The sequence below is a fragment of the Enterococcus sp. DIV0756 genome (assembly GCF_051710745.1).
In the GTDB taxonomy this organism is placed as follows: domain Bacteria; phylum Bacillota; class Bacilli; order Lactobacillales; family Enterococcaceae; genus Enterococcus_A.
Genome location: NZ_JBIOLF010000001.1, coordinates 127,473 through 144,884, shown reverse-complemented (window position 1 = coordinate 144,884; position 17,412 = coordinate 127,473). Strand labels below are relative to the sequence as shown.

Here is a 17,412-nt window from a genome sequence, read left to right as displayed (position 1 = left end):
ACGCATCTTTTAGTTTAGTTAAAAATCCTTATTTAACCCTTGCACAACACAAAACTGCAAAAAAGCGTCTTTTGAGTTTCCTCAAAAGACGCTTTAACGTGGTCCCACTTTTGTTTGCAGAGCTATCTGCCTCGAAACAGGTAACGTCTGTCAGACGTCCTTAGCTACGTATCGCCAAGGCCACTCGGAGATGCATTTCATACGCGTTGACCTGACTGCTTCCACCATCCGCAGTCTCTCTGAAAAATCGCCGCTTACTACTTCTTCTCTTCGTTGTGTTTACATTACTTGATCTAAATGTGCTAAGGCTTTTTCTTTGCCTAAAATTTCAACTGTTTCAGGCAATTCTGGTCCATGAGTCACACCGCTGACTGCGACACGAATTGGCATCCATAGGTTTTTTCCTTTGATTCCAGTTTCCTTTTGAACAGCCTTGATTGCAGCTAAAACACCTGCTGCATCAACGGTTTCCATTGCTTCCAGTTGTGCTTTAAAGGCGGTCAATACAGTCGAAACGCCTTCGCCAGCTAATACTTCTTTAGCAGCATCGTCTAGCTCAAGATGATCTTGGAAGAACAAGCTTGAAACTTCGGTAATTTCCGCAGCATAGCTCATTTGCGGTTGATACAAGCTGACTACTCGTTTTACCCAATCCTTGCGTTCAGGTGTTGGATTTTCTTCGACTTTACCAGCCTTGATTAAATATGGCAAGCATAACTCGGTTAATTTATCCAAATCCATTGCTTTGATGTAATGGTTGTTGACCCATTCTAATTTCTTTTGATCAAATGCCGCTGGTGATTTGCTTAAGCGTTCAGTATCGAAAATCTTAATCAATTCATCTTGCGGGAAGATCTCATCTTCACCAACTGGCGACCAGCCAAGCAGAGCGATAAAGTTGAACATCGCTTCTGGCAAATAACCTAGTTCGCGATATTGTTCGATAAATTGCAGGATACTTTCATCCCGTTTACTTAGTTTTTTACCTGTTTCACTGTTGATAATCAAGGTCATATGACCAAATGTTGGACGCGGCCAACCAAAAGCATCATAGATCATCAATTGTTTTGGTGTATTGGCAATATGATCGTCACCGCGTAATACATGCGTAATCTTCATTAGATGATCATCTACCGCAACTGCAAAGTTATATGTTGGCATACCATCACGTTTTTGGATGATGAAATCGCCGCCGACGTTATCAGATTCAAAACTGATCTCGCCTTTGACCATATCGTCAAACGTAAAGCTGGTATTACGAGGCACACGGAAGCGAATAACTGGCTCAAGGCCTTGTGCTTCTTTTTCTGCTTGTTCCTCTGGTGTTAGATTGGCACATTTGCCTGAATAATGCGGCATTTCGCCACGTGCGCGTTGTGCTTCTCGTTCAGCCTCTAGCTCTTCAGAGGTACAATAACATTTATAAGCTAAGTTGCTCATCAATAATTGATCAATTAATGGCTGATAGATCTCGCGTCTCTCTGATTGGCGATAAGGACCATATTTCCCAGGATTTTCAGGCGACTCATCCCAGTCGATTCCTAGCCAAGCCAAGTTCTCGAGCTGGCTTTTTTCGCCACCTTCGATGTTTCGTTTTAAATCAGTGTCCTCGATACGAATGATGAATTCTCCATCATTGTGGCGAGCAAATAGATAATTGAACAAGGCTGTTCGGGCATTTCCGATGTGTAAGTGTCCGGTTGGACTTGGTGCGTAGCGCACACGAATTTTCGACATATAAAGGTTCCTCTTTCCCGCTTATTTAGCAAATAAAACACATTTGCTACTCAACACAAATTGTACAATCAATCCATTGTTTAGTAAAGCTGTACCGTTATTTTGCTGCTTTCTCATTCGTATAATCCAACTTCTTATCAGGTGAATCATCTTTAATGTTGCGACTTGAATGCGCTGGTTTAGCAAAAATCATTCGGCCAGCAGCGGTTTGTAAGGCGCTGGTAACAACGACTTCAATGTGTTCGTTCATATAGTGCTGCCCATCTTCTACGACGACCATCGTTCCGTCATCTAAATAAGCAACCCCTTGCTGCCGCTCTGTTCCGGCTTTTACGACTAAAACATTCATGTTTTCACCAGGGATAACCACTGGTTTCACTGCATTCGCTAAGGCGTTGATATTTAATACGGCAACATTTTGAAACTCTGAAACTTTGTTTAGATTGTAATCATTCGTTACGATGACCCCATCCAACAATTTAGCCAGCTTGATCAATTTGCTATCGACTTCGCTGATGTCTTCAAAATCGCCATCATACATTTCAACGGCGATGCCTTCCTCTTTTTGCAAAGCATTCAAGATATCCAGTCCGCGTCTTCCGCGCACTCGTTTCAAGCTATCTCCAGAATCAGCGATATACTGCAATTCATACAAGACAAAATTCGGAATCATCAAGACGCCTTCTAAAAAGCCAGTCTTGGCAATATCATAGATCCGACCATCGATAATCACACTAGTATCCAAGATTTTATACTTATGAAAATGATCGTCTGCCTTGCGTTCAAGCACTTCACCCTCATTTGTTTCTGCCTTCTTATTACGCCCGCCAAAGAATTTTTTCAACTCATCGATTCGGGTCGTTCCCATTCGGAAGCCTAAATATCCCAATAGCAACATGATTAAAATCGGTAATGCGCTATTAATGAAAGGAATCGGAATCTGGTACAACGGAGTTGTTCCGATCAATCCCAAAGTCAATCCTAAGATCGCACCGATCACTCCAAATAAGATATACGTTAAGCTAAGCTCGTTTAATTGTTTCTCAATTCTTTTTACTCCAATTGTGATTGGTTCTACGATAGCCAAAGAAATAATATAAAAAATAATTGCACCAATCAGGCCATTCGTAAGTGAATTATTCAACCACATGTTATCTGCATTACCAATTGCTGTCCATGCTGTTGGTAGGAAAGTGACTCCTAAACTAATTCCAACAATCAGAATGATTACTGTCAACACACGTTTCTGCATGCCATCCCTCCTAAGTTCTATATACAATTTTTAAGATAAAAACCTTTTAATAAAGAGTGTGCCGGAAAAACTCCGGCACTGCCTCGTATTACCGAAATACTTTTCTTAATGTTTCGCCTAAAGTCGCCACTGGGATCAATTCAATTCCCTTTGGTGGTTTCCAATCGCCCATATTGTTTTTTGGCAAATAGATTTTTTTAAAGCCTAATTTGCTCGCTTCTTTGACACGCTGCTCGATACTATTGACTCGACGAATCTCACCCGTCAATCCAATTTCACCGATAAAACACTCTGTCGCTTCCGTACCATTTTCCTTATAGCTAGAAGCAATCGCTACAGCCACCGCCAAATCAATGGCGGGTTCGTTTAATTTTACGCCGCCTGCTGCCTTTAAGTACGCATCTTGATTTTGTAAAAGCAAGCCAGCACGCTTTTCTAAGACCGCCATGATCAAAGAGACACGATTGAAATCTAAGCCGGTCGTCGTTCGTTTCGCATTCCCGAAGACTGTGGGTGTTACTAATGCCTGTACTTCAACCAAAATCGGTCGACTGCCTTCCATTGCGACAACGATCGCTGATCCAGTTGCACCTTCCAAGCGTTCCTCTAAGAAAACCTGAGAAGGATTAGCAACTTCCACTAAACCACTCTCTCGCATCTCGAAAATTCCGATTTCATTAGTAGAACCAAAGCGGTTTTTTACCGCCCGTAAAATTCGGAAGCTGTGATGTTTTTCGCCTTCAAAATACAGCACGGTATCTACCATGTGTTCCAACATCCGAGGACCGGCGATATTGCCTTCTTTCGTCACATGCCCGACGATAAAGATAGCGATACCATTGGTTTTTGCCAATTTCAATAGCTCCGCGGTTGTTTCACGGACCTGACTGACCGATCCGGCCACACTGGTAATATCAGGCTGAGTCATGGTCTGGATTGAGTCGATGATGACATAATCTGGTTTCAGATTTTCAATCGTCCGACTGATCTCCCCCATATCTGTTTCAGCGTACAAATAGAAATCCGTCTCACTAGAACCTAGTCGTTCCGCCCGCAATTTGATTTGCTGCGCACTTTCTTCTCCGGAAACATATAAAACATTTCCGCCAGTCGCCGCAAGTTGATGCGAGACTTGTAAAAGCAACGTTGATTTCCCAATACCAGGGTCCCCACCAATCAGTACCAACGAACCCGGCACCACACCGCCGCCTAAAACCCGATTCAACTCTGCTAACTCCGTTTGAATCCGCGTTTCCTTTTTGAAAACGACATCTTTTAGTTTGGTCGGTTGCGCACGTTCGCCTGTCAAACTTACGCGATTGCGGCGATCCTCAGGATGATTTTGTTCAATTTCTTCCACCATCGTGTTCCAGTTGCCGCAATTAGGACAACGCCCTAAATACTTCGGCGAAACGTAGCCGCATTCTTGGCAGATAAATTGTGTCTTGGATTTTTTCGCCAAAACCTTCGCCTCACTCGTTGATTAAAATTTTATTGTTTGTCTGAAGAACCAAAACCGCCGGTTCTTTCAGCTCCTGCTTCATCATTATCAGCTTTAAGAAACGGCAGGAAGATCCCTTGACCGATTCGTTCGCCTTTTTTGATGTGAACATCCGTCAACCCAAAATTTGAAAATTGGAACATAATATGCCCTTCATTATCCGGGTTATTATAATAATCACTATCGATCACGCCTACACCGTTACTTAACGTTAAAAAACGCTTCAGCGGGTTGCTTGACCGATTCGCTAATTGCAAATATTCGTCATGCCCCATATACGCTTTGATTCCAGTTGGTACCAAAACGGGTTTAACGACCTTTTCAGATACCTCTGAATTTTTAGTAAAATGTTGAATGATTTGTTTCCAAACTGCCGGGATCACGATATCCTCTGCAGCTTCAAAATCATATCCTGCCGCATTTTTTGTTGCTCGTTTTGGCAAATTGATTGCTTTATCTTGATACACTGTTGTAACTTCAAAACCTCGTTTTTTCATGTTGAGCTCCTTTGTGAAATATATAGCTATTCTACCATAGAGCAGGCAACTGTTCGAAAATCTTTTACGAAAACTCTATGGAAATTTAATGAATTTTTTTCGCTCTTTCCTAATTCTCGCTGATTCGTTGATCCAGTGTCGGTAAGCGATTGATGTACATCTCAATTCGCTTCGCATAGGAAGGATTATCTTCATAGACCTTAATTTGATCTTGTAACGTTTTAAGATCATCCGTTACAATGCCGTTAACATTTAGAGAAATCATTCGATCCATAGAATCTGCGTCATTCACTGTCCAAGCGTAAACATCTTTGTCTTCTTCGTGGGCACGACGAACAAAATCACTGGTTAATGTTGTTTCCTCCATTGTATAAGCATTCATCGGCGTTTGTGGGAATACTAAATTATAAGGCAAGACATAACTGACATACAACTTTGGTGCCTTCTCCTTTATCTCTGCTACCACTTGATAGTCCAAAGAATGGATACGATGATGATTGGCTAAAATTGTTGCTTGATATTTCTCGATGAAATGTCTCACCATCTCTTTGGAATCGGCTGAACTCGTTTTGATCTCGATCAGTAGTTTTTGATGATGGTCATTAGCAAAAGCCAAATAATCATCAAAACTTGCGATAGGGGCTACATGACCATTTTCAACAGCTTGCAGCTCTTGAATCTCACTCAGCGTCAATTCATGGGTGGTCTTATCTCGCCCGGTCAGCTTTCTTAGGTTTTTATCGTGAAATACAACAAATTGACGATCTTTTGTTTCCTGAATATCCATTTCAATGTAATCAGGCTTTTCTTTAATCGTCGCTGCCATCGCCGGAATGGTATTTTGAACGCCATTTCCGTTATCTACTCCGCGATGGGAGATCGTTAATGGAATCGAATCCTCCAGTCCTGTTAGATAAAGAACATTGCTGAGTAAGGTCGTCCCACCTAAAAAAATACATAAAATTACTGCGGCAATCCGCGTCCATAAACTTGGTCGAACTAATCTCAAAGGACGTTCGCCACTGATTACTAAAGGATAAAATTTTTGAACCAACACACTAAAGTATAAAACTGCGGCCCATGCCAGCATCAATTGGCTAAACAATTGGATACTTGATAAAGTCAGCATAGCACCGATTGCAGGAAACGGCTTCGGCAGCAAATCCAAGCCTACTTGAAGACCATAACTTATCCCATAGCCAACATACGAGACTAAAGATAAAATCCCAGTTAAAAAGAAGATTCGCCATGCGTAGTGCCAAAACCGATGATGCGTTAGCTCTAAGCTTTTAGCAATAGCGGCTTTCGGTGAATCATCCGAAAAAATCATCAACGGCAGCACGAATAATAACCGAATTCCAATATAAGATACGGCAATTGAAGCAATTGTCAATATTCCTAAAAACAACGGATTTTCACTCAACGCTTCCAAAATAAACACCGGAATCGTCACTTTGCTTAATAACGGGGTTCGGAAAATTGCGTTCGCAAAAGGCAAGATCAATACAAAATAGAAAAGAAAGAAAAAGAAGGTCTCTGGACGCAAATGCCGCATCTGGTAAAGCGATTGCTTAAATAAATCCCAAAGCGACCGATTTTCTTTTGTTTGAATACTTTTGATTCCAAACAGTTGGAAAGTAAATTGCAGAAAAACCAAGGTTAAGACCAACGCTAAAAGCAACAGTAAAGCACCTAATACAGCGGGATGCTTGGTTAAGATCGTCAAAATATTTGTATTGGACACATAAGGAATATTTCCCTGCTTTAAAATGAATGCGATCAAAAATTGAACAATTGGAATTACTATCATTTCTAAAGCGATATTCGTTCCAACAATTAAAAGAATGTAGCTTCCCCAATGACGGAGAAATTCACGTGAATAAGTAAAAAAGAAGCGCAGTGAAGACATCTGATTTCCTCCTCTATCTAACAGATGTAGGGCAATTGAATGAGCGATAGTAAGTTACTAGTTAACTCGTTTTGAGATAATAATCTTGGCTTTAACCAACCAAAAATGCTTCTAATTTTCGTTACGCACACCATTCTACCAACCGGCTAAAGCAGGAAGTAGAACAATCGGGCACAGGTCATGTGTCCGATTGGGTTTGGCGTTTCCGATCATAGTCCGGATCAAACTCGTCGGTCTCGATATAAATATAGGCCTTCTTGTCTGGCAGGCCTTTGCGGATTACTCGCTCGATTTGATTTACCACATCATAGCTGACACCTTCATAGGAGTCTGCAATATCTATTTTCGCAGCAATCATCACTTCCGTAGGTCCTAAATGCACGGTCTTGATGTCGATTACTTTTTTTACCTCATCACGCTTGAAGGCATTTTGAATTTTCATTAAGTCATTTTTAGAGACGCTTTCTCCGATAATTAAGCTGTAAAACTCCCGAGCTAAAAAGATTGAAGCAAATAATAGCATCATCCCGATCAGCAACCCACTCAAGGCATCAAACATCGGATTCCCAGTAACCATCGTCAACAACGTCCCGATGATAGCCAAAACCAAACCGATGACCGCACAAAAATCTTCCGTGAAAATAATCAAAATTTCACTGTGACGACTTTCGTGCAGAAATTTAAACAGCGGCAGCTTCTCAGTATTTAGCTCACGAATTTCCTTGATTGCCACGCGTAATGAACTGCCTTCCACTAAGATACCGAAAGCCAAGATGCCTAATACGATTAATGGATTCGCCACTTCATGGCTAGGATGGAATAATTTCTCTACCGCTTCCCAAATGCCCAGCGCGCCACCACCAAAAAACAGCATCGTTGCTACAATAGTACTAAAAAAATATTTTGCTCGGCCTTCTCCGAATTGGTGCAAGTCACTTTGACCACGAGCTGCCCGGCGATCACCAAATAATAACAAGATTTGATTGCTGCAATCCACGACGCTGTGGATACTTTCATTCATCATTGCGGCACTGCCGCTAAGCATGTAACCGATGAACTTACTGACCGCTACCAGCACATTCGCCAGTAATGCCGCCAAGACCGCCATCGATCCTTGCGTTTTTTTCTCTTCCATGTAATTCACTCGCTTCCTAATGCTTCCTATTATAAATCAGAATAGAAAAATCATAAAAGCAAAGCCTCTCAAGCAAAACATTCGTCAAGCCCTATGATTTATGAAAAAATCCAATTGAAGAAGAATGGAGGAAAAGAGATGCGTCTTTGGCATGAAGCGTTGATTCCACTGCTTCCTAGGCAACAGTTACTTGGACAACATCGTGAAGTGGCTGCACTACGGGGAAAAGGCTGGGGAAAGAAGCACGCTACCGTAGATTACGTCTTCACTCACCCTTACTATAAATTGTTCCAGTTTCATCTTTTGGTTCTGGCTGAAATGAAGCAGCGGGGATACACGCCCGATCCGCTATGGTACGATCCGCTGTACCGCGGAAAAAATCTGCCACGACTGGATAGAATCCAGCCATTACCCATCACACAACCATTGTATCCTGAACACAACAACGCTTATTTAGAAGAATGCTTACTTAATCTGGCGCAAAAAGGCATTGTTCTTCCTAAGCCTTGAACTCGGTCATGTTGCCGCGAAAACGCAAAGGCAGATGATTCCGTTGAGCCACATAATTTGCGCGCTCATCGATCGTGACTGCTCGCAGAAAGGTTTTCCATTGCTGACGAATCTCCTGTTCATTACTTGCTTCGTCAAATTCCGGACAGCTGGTGTTTTCCATCAAATGAATAGCGCCATGATCGATGATACCCAACAGCTCGTGCGTCTCATCATAGATCATGATTTTTTCCTGCGGATAACGCTCCGAAAAATGTGGACATAGATAGGGCATTACATAATGCTTCGGATTTATTTTACTGAATAATACATCGCCAACATATTCAAACCGGACAAAACCTTGCAAGGCATGATTCTCACCGAGCATCGTACGAATACTTTTTCGTAATGCTAAGATGGAAGGATGCCCCAGATGATTCTCTAATAAATCTCTTGTCTGCAAAGCGATCTCAATCGCGTCCAGTAAATAACGCTCCTTACCTTCAAGAGTTGAATAAAACCCATTTTGAATAAAAAGAAAGTTTTCCGGTCGTAGCTTTTGGCGCAAACGACGGTAGATTTTTTCTCCGCGGACGGGATCGGTAGCGACCCACTCTGCTAAAAATAGACTTTCTACCGCAGTTTCCGGCGATAAAATCAGCGTCGGAAATTGTTTTTCCCGAAAGCTGCGATCCACGACGGTCATAAACCCTAAAAAACTTCCGTCATACTCCCAGTGCTCCGTTGATTCCCGCATCCTACTCACCTACTTTTCGCATGTTCAAAGCGCTCAACATCAAATAATGACAATTGTTCACTGGTTGATTGGGTGTTGTGTTTTTTTAACACCTCGTACTGTTTTGAGGAAATTAATGACGTAATGATCCACTCTGGGTCCTTGATCAATCCGGCTGGTGTCTCATGGTTACAAGCAATAAAATATTGCGCCCGCTTGATCACGATCCCTAATTTTTTTAAATCCGTTAAATGCAACCGATAATACTTGCGTGCTTTTACAATATTTTGCGCGCTTTTTGGTCCGATCCCCGGCACTCGCAACAATTGATCATAGGATGCAGTCTGTACATCGACGGGGAAACGTTGATAATTCTGAACTGCCCAATTGGCTTTTGGATCGAGATAAAGATTAAAATTCGGTTTGTCCTCCGACAAGATCTCATCGGCCGTAAATTTGTAATACCGCAGCAGCCAATCTGCTTGATACAAGCGATGTTCCCGCAACAATGGCGGTTCTGTCGTAACTGCTGGTAGAAGATTATCCTGATTAACCGGAATATACGCTGAATAATACACCCGCTTCAACTGATACTTTTGATATAGATTCTCCGAAATCTTCACGATCGAACGATCACTCTCAGGACTAGCTCCGATAATCATCTGAGTGGACTGTCCAGCAGGTACAAAGCTAGGCCCTCGTCGAACCGCTGGTAAAAATTCCTGTTCTTTTTTTACCGTTGTGATTTGCTTCATAGGCTTATATAGGTCAAACGGATCTTTATCCGGAGCCAGTAATTTCAGACTTTCGCGGGAAGGTAATTCGACATTGACGCTCATTCGATCCGCCAGAAAACCCAATTCCTCGATCAATTTCTCATCCGCCCCGGGAATTGCCTTGACGTGGATGTACCCGCGAAAGCCTTTTTCCTCACGCAAAATTTTCAAGGTTTTGATCAAAAGTTCGCAAGTGTAGTCCGGATTTTTGATAATTGCTGAACTCAAGAACAAGCCCTCAATATAATTACGCATGTAGAAATCCATTGTTAAGTCCGCCACTTCCTGCGGCGTAAAGGTCGCTCGCGGGATCGCGTTGGATTTGCGATTGATGCAGTAATGGCAATCAAAAATACAGGCGTTGGTAAATAACAGCTTCAATAACGATACACAGCGCCCATCGGGTGTGAACGAATGACAAATACCAGAAAGTTGAGTACTGCCGACTGTCCCCGTTCGTGTGTTATTTTCCACGCCACTGCTGGAGCAAGAAACATCATACTTCGCAGATTCCGCTAAAATTTCAATTTTTCTTTCTAGCTCCATAAAAACACCCTCTCGATACGAACGTATGTTCTTATTTAACCAAATAAAACGGCGTTTGTCAAAGATAATTGAAATAGATACTCCTAAAGACGGAGGAAGACCGCGATGAATTTGGTATAATTTTAACTATCAAAGAGAATACAAGCCTAGCTTTTTGCAATTTATAAAATTGCAGATACCAAAAGTGGGTGTATCAAAAGTATCAAGGATTGAGACATACACAGCTAGATTGTATTCGGCTTGAAAATGAAAAAGGAGTGGAAAAGAGATGGAAAGGAAACAATTTGTTTGTGATAAATGTGGGTGTCAACATTATACTTCTGACCAGTTTCAAGCAACTGGCGGAAATTTCTCAAAAATTTTCGATGTTCAAAATAAAAAATTTATCACGATCAGCTGCAAGCAATGTGGCTTCACGGAACTTTACCGCGGAGAAACCTCTGATGGCTGGAATATTCTTGACTTCCTGATGGGAAGCTAAACAAAAAAAAACGGCGATTGCCGTTTTTTTGTTTGCATTCTATTATAGTGGAATGTAAATCTTCAACCTCTTTTCTCCCTACTCCAAACCCCTTTCAAGGCTTAGATTCCTAATCAAAAAGCACTGTTCAAATTTTTATCTGTAACTAAACATAACCAAATTCGTTAACGATAGTTGGTTCTATTTTCTTTTTAAGTAAGCTAAAGTGTAATCAAGGAGGATGAAAAGTATGAATAATCAGAATAATCCGATCGCTAACAATTTGCGATCATTAAGAAATCGAAATAATTGGTCGTTGGAGTATGTGGCAGAAAGATTAGGTGTCTCACGGCAAGCCGTCGCTAAATGGGAGAATGGCGATTCCTTACCTGACGTCATCAAATGTGATGCCTTAGCTAGTCTCTACGACGTAACCTTAACTGACTTGGTTCGTCATAATGAAGAAACAGAAGGGATTCCGATCGGCCCCGCAGGCAAACACATTTTTGGAATCGTTCCAGTTGGGGCCCGCGGACAGATTGTCTTACCTAAAAAAGCACGTGATCTGCTCAATATCGAAACCGGTGATAGTTTGGTTGTTCTGGGAGATACCAATCCCGCCTCTGCTGGCATTGCCTTGATTGATAGCGAAACCTTCATGCGGATGACAGGAAATCTAATGGAGAATATTTTTGATCAAAAGGAGGAATCCTGATGAACTTACTAGAAGTTACAGAACTCACTAAAAATTATCCGACATTCTCATTGAAAAATGTCAGCTTTCAAGTGCCAGAGGGCAAGATCATCGGCTTGATTGGCGTCAATGGTGCTGGAAAGACAACTATTTTAAAAGCTTTACTAAACTTAATTCCCGTGGATCATGGAAAAGTTATGATGTTTGAGAAGCTGTTTCTGGAAAATGAGCTTTCCTCTAAACAAAAAACCGGTGTTGTTTTAGGCGGGATTGATTTTTATAAAGAAAAGAAAATCAAGGATATCACGACAGTCACCAAACGATTTTATGCCGATTGGGATGAAACCGCTTATCACCGCTATTTAAAGCTCTTTTCTTTGGACCCAAATAAGAAGGTTAAAGAGCTTTCAGCTGGGATGAAGGTCAAATATTTGATTGCCTTGGCGCTTTCACATCAAGCCAAACTGTTTATTTTTGATGAACCCACTAGCGGCCTTGACCCAGTATCACGGGATGACCTGATCGAGATTTTCCAACAAATCGTTAAAAACGGCGATAAAAGTATTCTTTTCTCGACGCATATCACATCAGATTTGGAAAAATGTGCGGATGCAATCATCTATATCAAAGACGGTGAATTGATCAAAGACGCGCCAAAAAAAGAATTTGTCGATTATTTCCAATATTTGAAGCACCCTGGTGAAACAGAAGCTCTCAGCTTAGAAGATATTATGGTGCGAATGGAGGGGAAACAATATGATTTCTAATTTACTATATAAAGAAACTCGCTTAGCCGCCCATCCCAACTTGATAATCTTTACCTTGATGGGGCCGCTGTTGCTGATTCCGGCATATCCATACACGATGATCTTTCTCTTTAGCTTGATCGGAAACTTTGTGAATCTGATGTACACACGAGAAACCAATGATATTTATTACTCTAGCTTGCTACCATTAAAAAAATCAGAGGTCGTTTTAGGAAAATGGCTGGTTCTACTCGTCTCGCAAATGTTGACGATCCTGATTTCTATCCCATTTGCCTTTCTGCGCTTACAGCTGGTTTCACAGCCTAATCCAGTAGGAATCGAAGCAAATGTTGCCTTTTACGGCTTTGGCTTAATGATTTTCGCTTGCTTTAATTTCATCTTTCTAACCTCTTATTTTAAAACCGTTTATAAGGTTGGGACCTCTTTTCTAAAGGGATTATTTCCAGCAACTTTTCTGGCGATAATCGTAGAATGTCTTGTGCATTTTCCTGGACTTACTTGGCTGGATTCAGTAACTCTTAAGGGCCAAATGCAACAACTTCCGATCTTAGGAATTGGCATCCTTATTTATGCCGTTGCCATGTGGGCTACGTATAAAATTTCCGTTCGACGATTTAGTCAGGTGAATCTATAAGCTTCATAAATGTTATTGTTTGGAGGCACAGCTACTTCGTTTTTATGTAACAACTTTTTCAAAAATCGAAAAAGTTGTTGCTATTCTCATTACGCATACGATTATGCTAAACATCTGGATCGATAGATTGTAGAAATGCCATAAATTCAGGTCAAAAACGAAATACTGCAAAAAGCATAACTCGCAGCTAACTCGAATTAAGGATAATCATTTTCGTACGCCTATCATCGTGCTAAACATTCCCAACCAAAATTATCTGCCATTTCTAACATAGATAATTACACGCAGTTAAAACTGGGAAAAGCACGACTGACAAAAAAACGTTTTGATCAGCTAGTGATCAAAACGTTTTTACTTCTCGAAATAAGCGGTCCATGAGAGACCATCGCCGTTGGCTTTTGCTCCGACAAAATCTTTTTGTGTTGACTTTCTAACTAGTTTCCCCTCGCCAGTCAGATCCTCCATCAATTCCTTGTGACGTGGATACGTCACCATCTCTAACTCGTTTAAGTCACGATTGGTAAAAAAATCCTCGCTAGGCTCAACCTGCTCCGTCTGCGAGAAATCCGTCGTTGTCGCGGTCTGTTCTGCTTCCTCTTTTTGAGTGAACCAGAAAAATAGAAATGCGACTGCCAATACCCCCACCAGTGCTATTACTTTTTTCATTACGCCCTCCTTGCAGCTCCTCTACTTTCCAGTATGCCACAGTTGAAAACGTTTTTGAATGAAAAATTAATTGTTTATAGAATAAACTTTTAGGGGGAAAGGCGATGGGGAACCTAGTTACCTTCATATTATAATTAATGTCCAAATCAACACGGTGCTTTAGTCAAACTCTTCGTATTCGTTTGGATCTTGCCCCTCAATCCGTCCATCAGCTTTTTCCAACAGGTTGATGCGTTCAATTTCTGTTTGCGTCAATTCAAAATCAAAAATAGCTAAATTTTCGCGTTGGTGTTGCAAATTACGTGATTTAGGAATTGGTACGATCCCGCGTTGCGCATGCCATCGCAAAATGATTTGAGCTGGCGTTTTTCCATATTTTTCAGCTAATTCTGTGATTACCGCTTCCTTCAGTGCATCACTGCCGCGTCCAAGAGGACTCCACGCCTCAGTAATGATTCCTCGATCCTTATCCGCTTTTACCATTCGTTCCTGTACCCAATAAGGATGGATCTCAATTTGATTGACCGCCGGTGTCACACCGGTTTCACTAATGATCTTATCTAAATGCTCGGGTTCAAAATTCGATACCCCAATCGAGCGGATCAAGCCTAATTTTTGCGCCGTTACCATCGCTTTCCACGCTTCCACATATAACCCGCGTTTTGGCAGTGGCCAATGGATCAAATACAAATCAAAATAATCCAAGCCCATTCGGAACAGGGATTCTTGAATCATCATCAATGCATCCTCATAGTGATGATACTTACCAGGCAATTTCGTCGTTACAAAGAATTCAGAACGAGGAATCCCAGAACGGCGAATCGCTTCACCCACGATCCCTTCACTATCATAATTCGTAGAGGTATCCAACAAGCGATACCCATCCTGGATAGCCGTCAAGACTTGATCAAGTCCTTCTCCTCCACGAATCTGATACGTGCCTAAGCCAACTGCTGGTAGTTGATGACCATCATTCATAGTAATTAATGGTGCTTTCATCAGTAAATTCCTCCTTTTTATTTTCGTGTTTCCTTACGTTGTTCATTTCTACCATAACATCAAGTTCTCTTTGCTGTTAAATCCTCTGCTCAGCTAACGATAATTTTTTTTAAAGTAGGAAGAAAAATGATACCGAAAGAGGTATACTACAGAATGAACACGTTAGAAGGAGATAATTACAATGGATTCGATTATTTGTATCGTTTTGGGTATGCTATTTGCAAACGGCGTTCCACATTTTGTTAAAGGAATTACTGCTGAAAAATGGGCTGTTCCTTGGAAAAAACCGGCTTCCGCTTCGACAAATGTGTTATGGGGAATCGTAAATTGGCTAGTAGTCGTAATCCTTTATGCACTCTTCAAGCCAGACATCAATAGCTTCGATGCCGCGTGCTTTGTGATTGGTATGGGTATTACTGGCTATTATTTGGCCTTGCATTGGTCTGAGAAAGCGAACAATGAAAATGACGCTGCGTAGTTCGCAGCGCCATTTTTTAAGCTTCAATTTCCGCTTTTTGTTTTTTCGTCAGCTTCTGGTACACCAATTGATAGGAAATTTCAATCAATTGCTTGATGGCCTCATCATCTAGTTCTTCACTAGCCAATTTGATCGAGTTCCAATGATTTTTATTCGTGTAATACCCCGGAATCACAGTACCGGCGTATATCTCCCGTAGTTCCTCATTTTTTACAGGTAGATTTTTCAACGTGATAATCGCATCCTCATCCGCCTGATCGCTCATCATTCCAAACATCTTCCCTTGCAAATCAAAATAAAGAACTTCCCAATCTTCGCGAAAATAAACCTTTGCACCCTTAAGCGTTTCACCGAAGGCCTTAAAGGTTTCGATGCGCTGCTGTATTTCTGACTTCTCCATAACTCCTCCTTAGATAGTGAGCTAAATTACTTTTCTATTTATCTAGTATAGCGTTTTCAAACACTGTCTGTATATAAGAAACTATTTTCTACAGATCCTGTTTCTTAAATAGCCAATAAGCCGCTATAACACCAACGATTCCGGTCAAAAAAATACTCCCCAAAGTTACTAGATCATCCTTCAACGGCAGCTCGACTAAGCTTTGGACAACCACTGCGGACCACGGAATGATCCGCGCTATTTTGAAAGGCATATTCATTGCGAACATTTCAATTCCAGTAAAAGCCAAAGCGACCATAATTGTTGGATAAAATAATTTTCGCTGTACAACACTGACAGTTAGTAACGGAAGTGTGGCAACAAAGCTCAACAAGCAGTATTTTAAAAGCGTTAGGACGAGTGTCTTCGCTCCAGTGAAGCCAAAAGTTTCAGGATAGATCAGCCAACCGCCAATCGTATAGATGATAACAACCCCTACGAGCGTAAGAATGTACCAGATAAACCAAATGCTTACTTTTCCTAAAAGGAAGCGGCCTCTAGAGGTTGGTGCAGTTAATACATTATTGATCGTTCGATCCTCATATTCTCGCTGCATTAAAAACGTAATAATAAAACCACTCATAATTGATAACATCATCCCCACAACCATATAGATCCCCATCAACCACATCTGATAAGTTTCTGGTGGTCGCTCAACAATGACTAGATCCTTAAACACCATAAAACCGGATGAAAATAGCGTTAGTAAAGAGCATACGGTAAAGATTCTGTTACGTCTAAGCTTCATCCATTCAGCTGAAATCACATTAAGCAATGCCAACACCTCCCGTAATTTCGCGAAAGTGTTCTTCTAAATTACCAGAGCCGATAAACAGGCTTGAAACCTCAATCCCACTTTTTCCAAATAGTAAATTGATTTCTTGCGGTTCATAGGTGAAATCAAAAATTTTGATCGTACCACTTTCATCGACTTGATAATTGGTTAACTGCAAGTTTTCTTCCAATAATCGGGTTGCTTGATGGCTATCCGATACCGTGATACTGATAAAGCGCTGATTGTGTTGGGCAATTTGATTCATGTCGCATTCTTCCAGCAGTTCACCTTCGTGCAAGATACCGATGATATCGGCGATTTGTTCGATCTCTGACAACTGATGACTAGAAATCAGAATCGTCTTTCCTTTAATTTCTGTTAACTCCTTCAACAGTTTACGAATTTCGACGATTCCAATTGGGTCCAAGCCATTAGTAGGTTCATCCAAAATCAATAACTCAGGATCGTTCATCAATGCATTGGCGATTCCCAAACGCTGCTTCATCCCTAAGGAATAATTGGCGAAACGTTTGTGCTCAGCATGGCTCAGATCTACCAGCTCTAATGCTTTCGCAACACTGTTTTTTTGTACCTGACCCTTCAACTTAGAAAAAACACTTAAATTTTCGGGACCAGATAAATAAGGATAAAAACTCGGTGTCTCAATAATATTCCCAATCCGTGAATACACTTCCGGGTATTTGTCTGGCGCTTGGCCGAACAATCTGACCTCGCCTGAACTTGCGCTCGCTAAACCTAACAGTATTTTCATGATCGTCGTTTTACCCGCACCATTTCGTCCCAAAAGCCCATAGATTTTGCCTTTGGGAATGGTCATCGATACATCTTTGACCACGGGTTGATCGTTATAACGCTTTGACAACGCGGTGGTTTTTACAATAAATTTTTCCATTACGACCAT

The 17,412-nt window shown here is 41.3% G+C and carries 19 protein-coding genes and 1 other annotated feature; of the genes, 6 read left to right on the top strand and 13 right to left on the bottom strand.

The window, feature by feature from the left end:
* Positions 1-81: 81 nt before the first annotated feature.
* Positions 82-283: a binding site (T-box leader), on the bottom strand.
* The 6 genes from gltX to IGI44_RS00680 form a co-directional block, all read right to left on the bottom strand.
* A complete protein-coding gene (gene gltX, locus IGI44_RS00705; protein ID WP_438785851.1) occupies positions 280-1,737 on the bottom strand; it encodes a glutamate--tRNA ligase in 1,458 nt (485 codons plus the stop codon). (Overlaps the previous feature by 4 nt.)
* Before the next feature lie 97 nt (positions 1,738-1,834).
* Positions 1,835-2,989 carry a PIN/TRAM domain-containing protein gene (locus IGI44_RS00700; protein WP_438785850.1) on the bottom strand — a complete coding sequence of 385 codons (1,155 nt, stop codon included), beginning with the start codon at positions 2,987-2,989 and terminating at the stop codon, positions 1,835-1,837.
* An 88-nt stretch (positions 2,990-3,077) separates the two neighbouring features.
* On the bottom strand, positions 3,078-4,451 hold the full coding sequence (radA, locus tag IGI44_RS00695) for a DNA repair protein RadA (protein WP_438785849.1): 1,374 nt from the start codon (positions 4,449-4,451) through the stop codon (positions 3,078-3,080).
* A 29-nt stretch (positions 4,452-4,480) separates the two neighbouring features.
* Positions 4,481-4,987, bottom strand: a complete 507-nt coding sequence (locus IGI44_RS00690) for a dUTP diphosphatase (RefSeq protein ID WP_438785848.1) — start codon at positions 4,985-4,987, stop codon at positions 4,481-4,483.
* A gap of 109 nt (positions 4,988-5,096) precedes the next feature.
* On the bottom strand, positions 5,097-6,896 hold the full coding sequence (locus tag IGI44_RS00685) for a glycerophosphoryl diester phosphodiesterase membrane domain-containing protein (protein ID WP_438785847.1): 1,800 nt from the start codon (positions 6,894-6,896) through the stop codon (positions 5,097-5,099).
* 178 nt (positions 6,897-7,074) lie between these two features.
* On the bottom strand, positions 7,075-8,031 hold the full coding sequence (locus IGI44_RS00680; protein WP_438785846.1) for a cation diffusion facilitator family transporter: 957 nt from the start codon (positions 8,029-8,031) through the stop codon (positions 7,075-7,077).
* A 138-nt stretch (positions 8,032-8,169) separates the two neighbouring features.
* On the opposite strand from IGI44_RS00680, the gene IGI44_RS00675 reads away from it, so the two are divergent.
* A complete protein-coding gene (locus tag IGI44_RS00675; protein ID WP_438785845.1) occupies positions 8,170-8,541 on the top strand; it encodes a TIGR02328 family protein in 372 nt (123 codons plus the stop codon).
* Here the strand turns inward: IGI44_RS00675 and IGI44_RS00670 are convergent.
* Entirely contained in the window at positions 8,531-9,277 is a 747-nt protein-coding gene (locus IGI44_RS00670; protein WP_438785844.1) for a TIGR03915 family putative DNA repair protein, read from the bottom strand. The two genes, IGI44_RS00675 and IGI44_RS00670, sit on opposite strands and share 11 nt — an antisense overlap.
* A gap of 5 nt (positions 9,278-9,282) precedes the next feature.
* Positions 9,283-10,578, bottom strand: coding sequence for a putative DNA modification/repair radical SAM protein (locus IGI44_RS00665; protein ID WP_438785843.1), 1,296 nt, complete (start codon positions 10,576-10,578; stop codon positions 9,283-9,285).
* 268 nt (positions 10,579-10,846) lie between these two features.
* Between IGI44_RS00665 and IGI44_RS00660 the strand changes: the two genes are divergently transcribed.
* From IGI44_RS00660 to IGI44_RS00645, 4 genes are all read left to right on the top strand, one after another.
* Positions 10,847-11,059, top strand: coding sequence for a zinc ribbon domain-containing protein (locus IGI44_RS00660; RefSeq protein ID WP_438785842.1), 213 nt, complete (start codon positions 10,847-10,849; stop codon positions 11,057-11,059).
* Positions 11,060-11,288: 229 nt separating this feature from the next.
* Positions 11,289-11,753, top strand: coding sequence for a helix-turn-helix domain-containing protein (locus tag IGI44_RS00655; protein WP_438785841.1), 465 nt, complete (start codon positions 11,289-11,291; stop codon positions 11,751-11,753).
* On the top strand, positions 11,750-12,499 hold the full coding sequence (locus IGI44_RS00650) for an ABC transporter ATP-binding protein (protein ID WP_438788885.1): 750 nt from the start codon (positions 11,750-11,752) through the stop codon (positions 12,497-12,499). Before IGI44_RS00655 ends, IGI44_RS00650 begins: the two co-directional genes overlap by 4 nt.
* Positions 12,489-13,133: an ABC-2 transporter permease gene (locus IGI44_RS00645; protein WP_438785840.1), complete on the top strand. Its 645-nt coding sequence runs from the start codon at positions 12,489-12,491 to the stop codon at positions 13,131-13,133. Before IGI44_RS00650 ends, IGI44_RS00645 begins: the two co-directional genes overlap by 11 nt.
* A 351-nt stretch (positions 13,134-13,484) precedes the next feature.
* On the opposite strand, the gene IGI44_RS00640 is transcribed toward IGI44_RS00645, so the two are convergent.
* Both IGI44_RS00640 and IGI44_RS00635 read right to left on the bottom strand, forming a co-directional pair.
* Positions 13,485-13,799, bottom strand: a complete 315-nt coding sequence (locus IGI44_RS00640; RefSeq protein ID WP_438785839.1) for a hypothetical protein — start codon at positions 13,797-13,799, stop codon at positions 13,485-13,487.
* Positions 13,800-13,958: 159 nt separating this feature from the next.
* Positions 13,959-14,798, bottom strand: coding sequence for an aldo/keto reductase (locus IGI44_RS00635; protein ID WP_438785838.1), 840 nt, complete (start codon positions 14,796-14,798; stop codon positions 13,959-13,961).
* A 181-nt stretch (positions 14,799-14,979) separates the two neighbouring features.
* On the opposite strand from IGI44_RS00635, the gene IGI44_RS00630 reads away from it, so the two are divergent.
* A complete protein-coding gene (locus tag IGI44_RS00630; protein WP_438785837.1) occupies positions 14,980-15,276 on the top strand; it encodes a hypothetical protein in 297 nt (98 codons plus the stop codon).
* A 16-nt stretch (positions 15,277-15,292) separates the two neighbouring features.
* Here IGI44_RS00630 and IGI44_RS00625 read toward each other — a convergent pair whose 3' ends face one another.
* The 3 genes from IGI44_RS00625 to IGI44_RS00615 all read right to left on the bottom strand — a co-directional run bounded on the left by IGI44_RS00625 (position 15,293) and on the right by IGI44_RS00615 (position 17,403).
* Complete coding sequence (locus tag IGI44_RS00625) at positions 15,293-15,676, bottom strand: MmcQ/YjbR family DNA-binding protein (protein WP_438785836.1); 384 nt, start codon at positions 15,674-15,676, stop codon at positions 15,293-15,295.
* Positions 15,677-15,764: 88 nt separating this feature from the next.
* Positions 15,765-16,481, bottom strand: a complete 717-nt coding sequence (locus IGI44_RS00620) for an ABC transporter permease (protein WP_438788883.1) — start codon at positions 16,479-16,481, stop codon at positions 15,765-15,767.
* Position 16,482: 1 nt separating this feature from the next.
* Positions 16,483-17,403 (bottom strand): ABC transporter ATP-binding protein, encoded by a 921-nt coding sequence (locus IGI44_RS00615; protein ID WP_438785835.1) that lies wholly within the window; start codon positions 17,401-17,403, stop codon positions 16,483-16,485.
* Positions 17,404-17,412 lie beyond the last annotated feature (9 nt).

What these genes read in the sequence shown, in the direction of transcription:
- IGI44_RS00655 (WP_438785841.1), top strand. Translation starts at nt 11,289, where the DNA reads ATGAATAATCAGAATAATCCGATCGCTAACAATTTGCGATCATTAAGA.
- IGI44_RS00615 (WP_438785835.1), bottom strand. Translation starts at nt 17,403, where the DNA reads ATGGAAAAATTTATTGTAAAAACCACCGCGTTGTCAAAGCGTTATAAC.
- IGI44_RS00700 (WP_438785850.1), bottom strand. Translation starts at nt 2,989, where the DNA reads ATGCAGAAACGTGTGTTGACAGTAATCATTCTGATTGTTGGAATTAGT.
- IGI44_RS00630 (WP_438785837.1), top strand. Translation starts at nt 14,980, where the DNA reads ATGGATTCGATTATTTGTATCGTTTTGGGTATGCTATTTGCAAACGGC.
- IGI44_RS00660 (WP_438785842.1), top strand. Translation starts at nt 10,847, where the DNA reads ATGGAAAGGAAACAATTTGTTTGTGATAAATGTGGGTGTCAACATTAT.
- IGI44_RS00635 (WP_438785838.1), bottom strand. Translation starts at nt 14,798, where the DNA reads ATGAAAGCACCATTAATTACTATGAATGATGGTCATCAACTACCAGCA.
- IGI44_RS00625 (WP_438785836.1), bottom strand. Translation starts at nt 15,676, where the DNA reads ATGGAGAAGTCAGAAATACAGCAGCGCATCGAAACCTTTAAGGCCTTC.
- IGI44_RS00640 (WP_438785839.1), bottom strand. Translation starts at nt 13,799, where the DNA reads ATGAAAAAAGTAATAGCACTGGTGGGGGTATTGGCAGTCGCATTTCTA.
- IGI44_RS00670 (WP_438785844.1), bottom strand. Translation starts at nt 9,277, where the DNA reads ATGCGGGAATCAACGGAGCACTGGGAGTATGACGGAAGTTTTTTAGGG.
- IGI44_RS00685 (WP_438785847.1), bottom strand. Translation starts at nt 6,896, where the DNA reads ATGTCTTCACTGCGCTTCTTTTTTACTTATTCACGTGAATTTCTCCGT.
- IGI44_RS00645 (WP_438785840.1), top strand. Translation starts at nt 12,489, where the DNA reads ATGATTTCTAATTTACTATATAAAGAAACTCGCTTAGCCGCCCATCCC.
- IGI44_RS00665 (WP_438785843.1), bottom strand. Translation starts at nt 10,578, where the DNA reads ATGGAGCTAGAAAGAAAAATTGAAATTTTAGCGGAATCTGCGAAGTAT.
- IGI44_RS00675 (WP_438785845.1), top strand. Translation starts at nt 8,170, where the DNA reads ATGCGTCTTTGGCATGAAGCGTTGATTCCACTGCTTCCTAGGCAACAG.
- IGI44_RS00680 (WP_438785846.1), bottom strand. Translation starts at nt 8,031, where the DNA reads ATGGAAGAGAAAAAAACGCAAGGATCGATGGCGGTCTTGGCGGCATTA.
- gltX (WP_438785851.1), bottom strand. Translation starts at nt 1,737, where the DNA reads ATGTCGAAAATTCGTGTGCGCTACGCACCAAGTCCAACCGGACACTTA.
- IGI44_RS00690 (WP_438785848.1), bottom strand. Translation starts at nt 4,987, where the DNA reads ATGAAAAAACGAGGTTTTGAAGTTACAACAGTGTATCAAGATAAAGCA.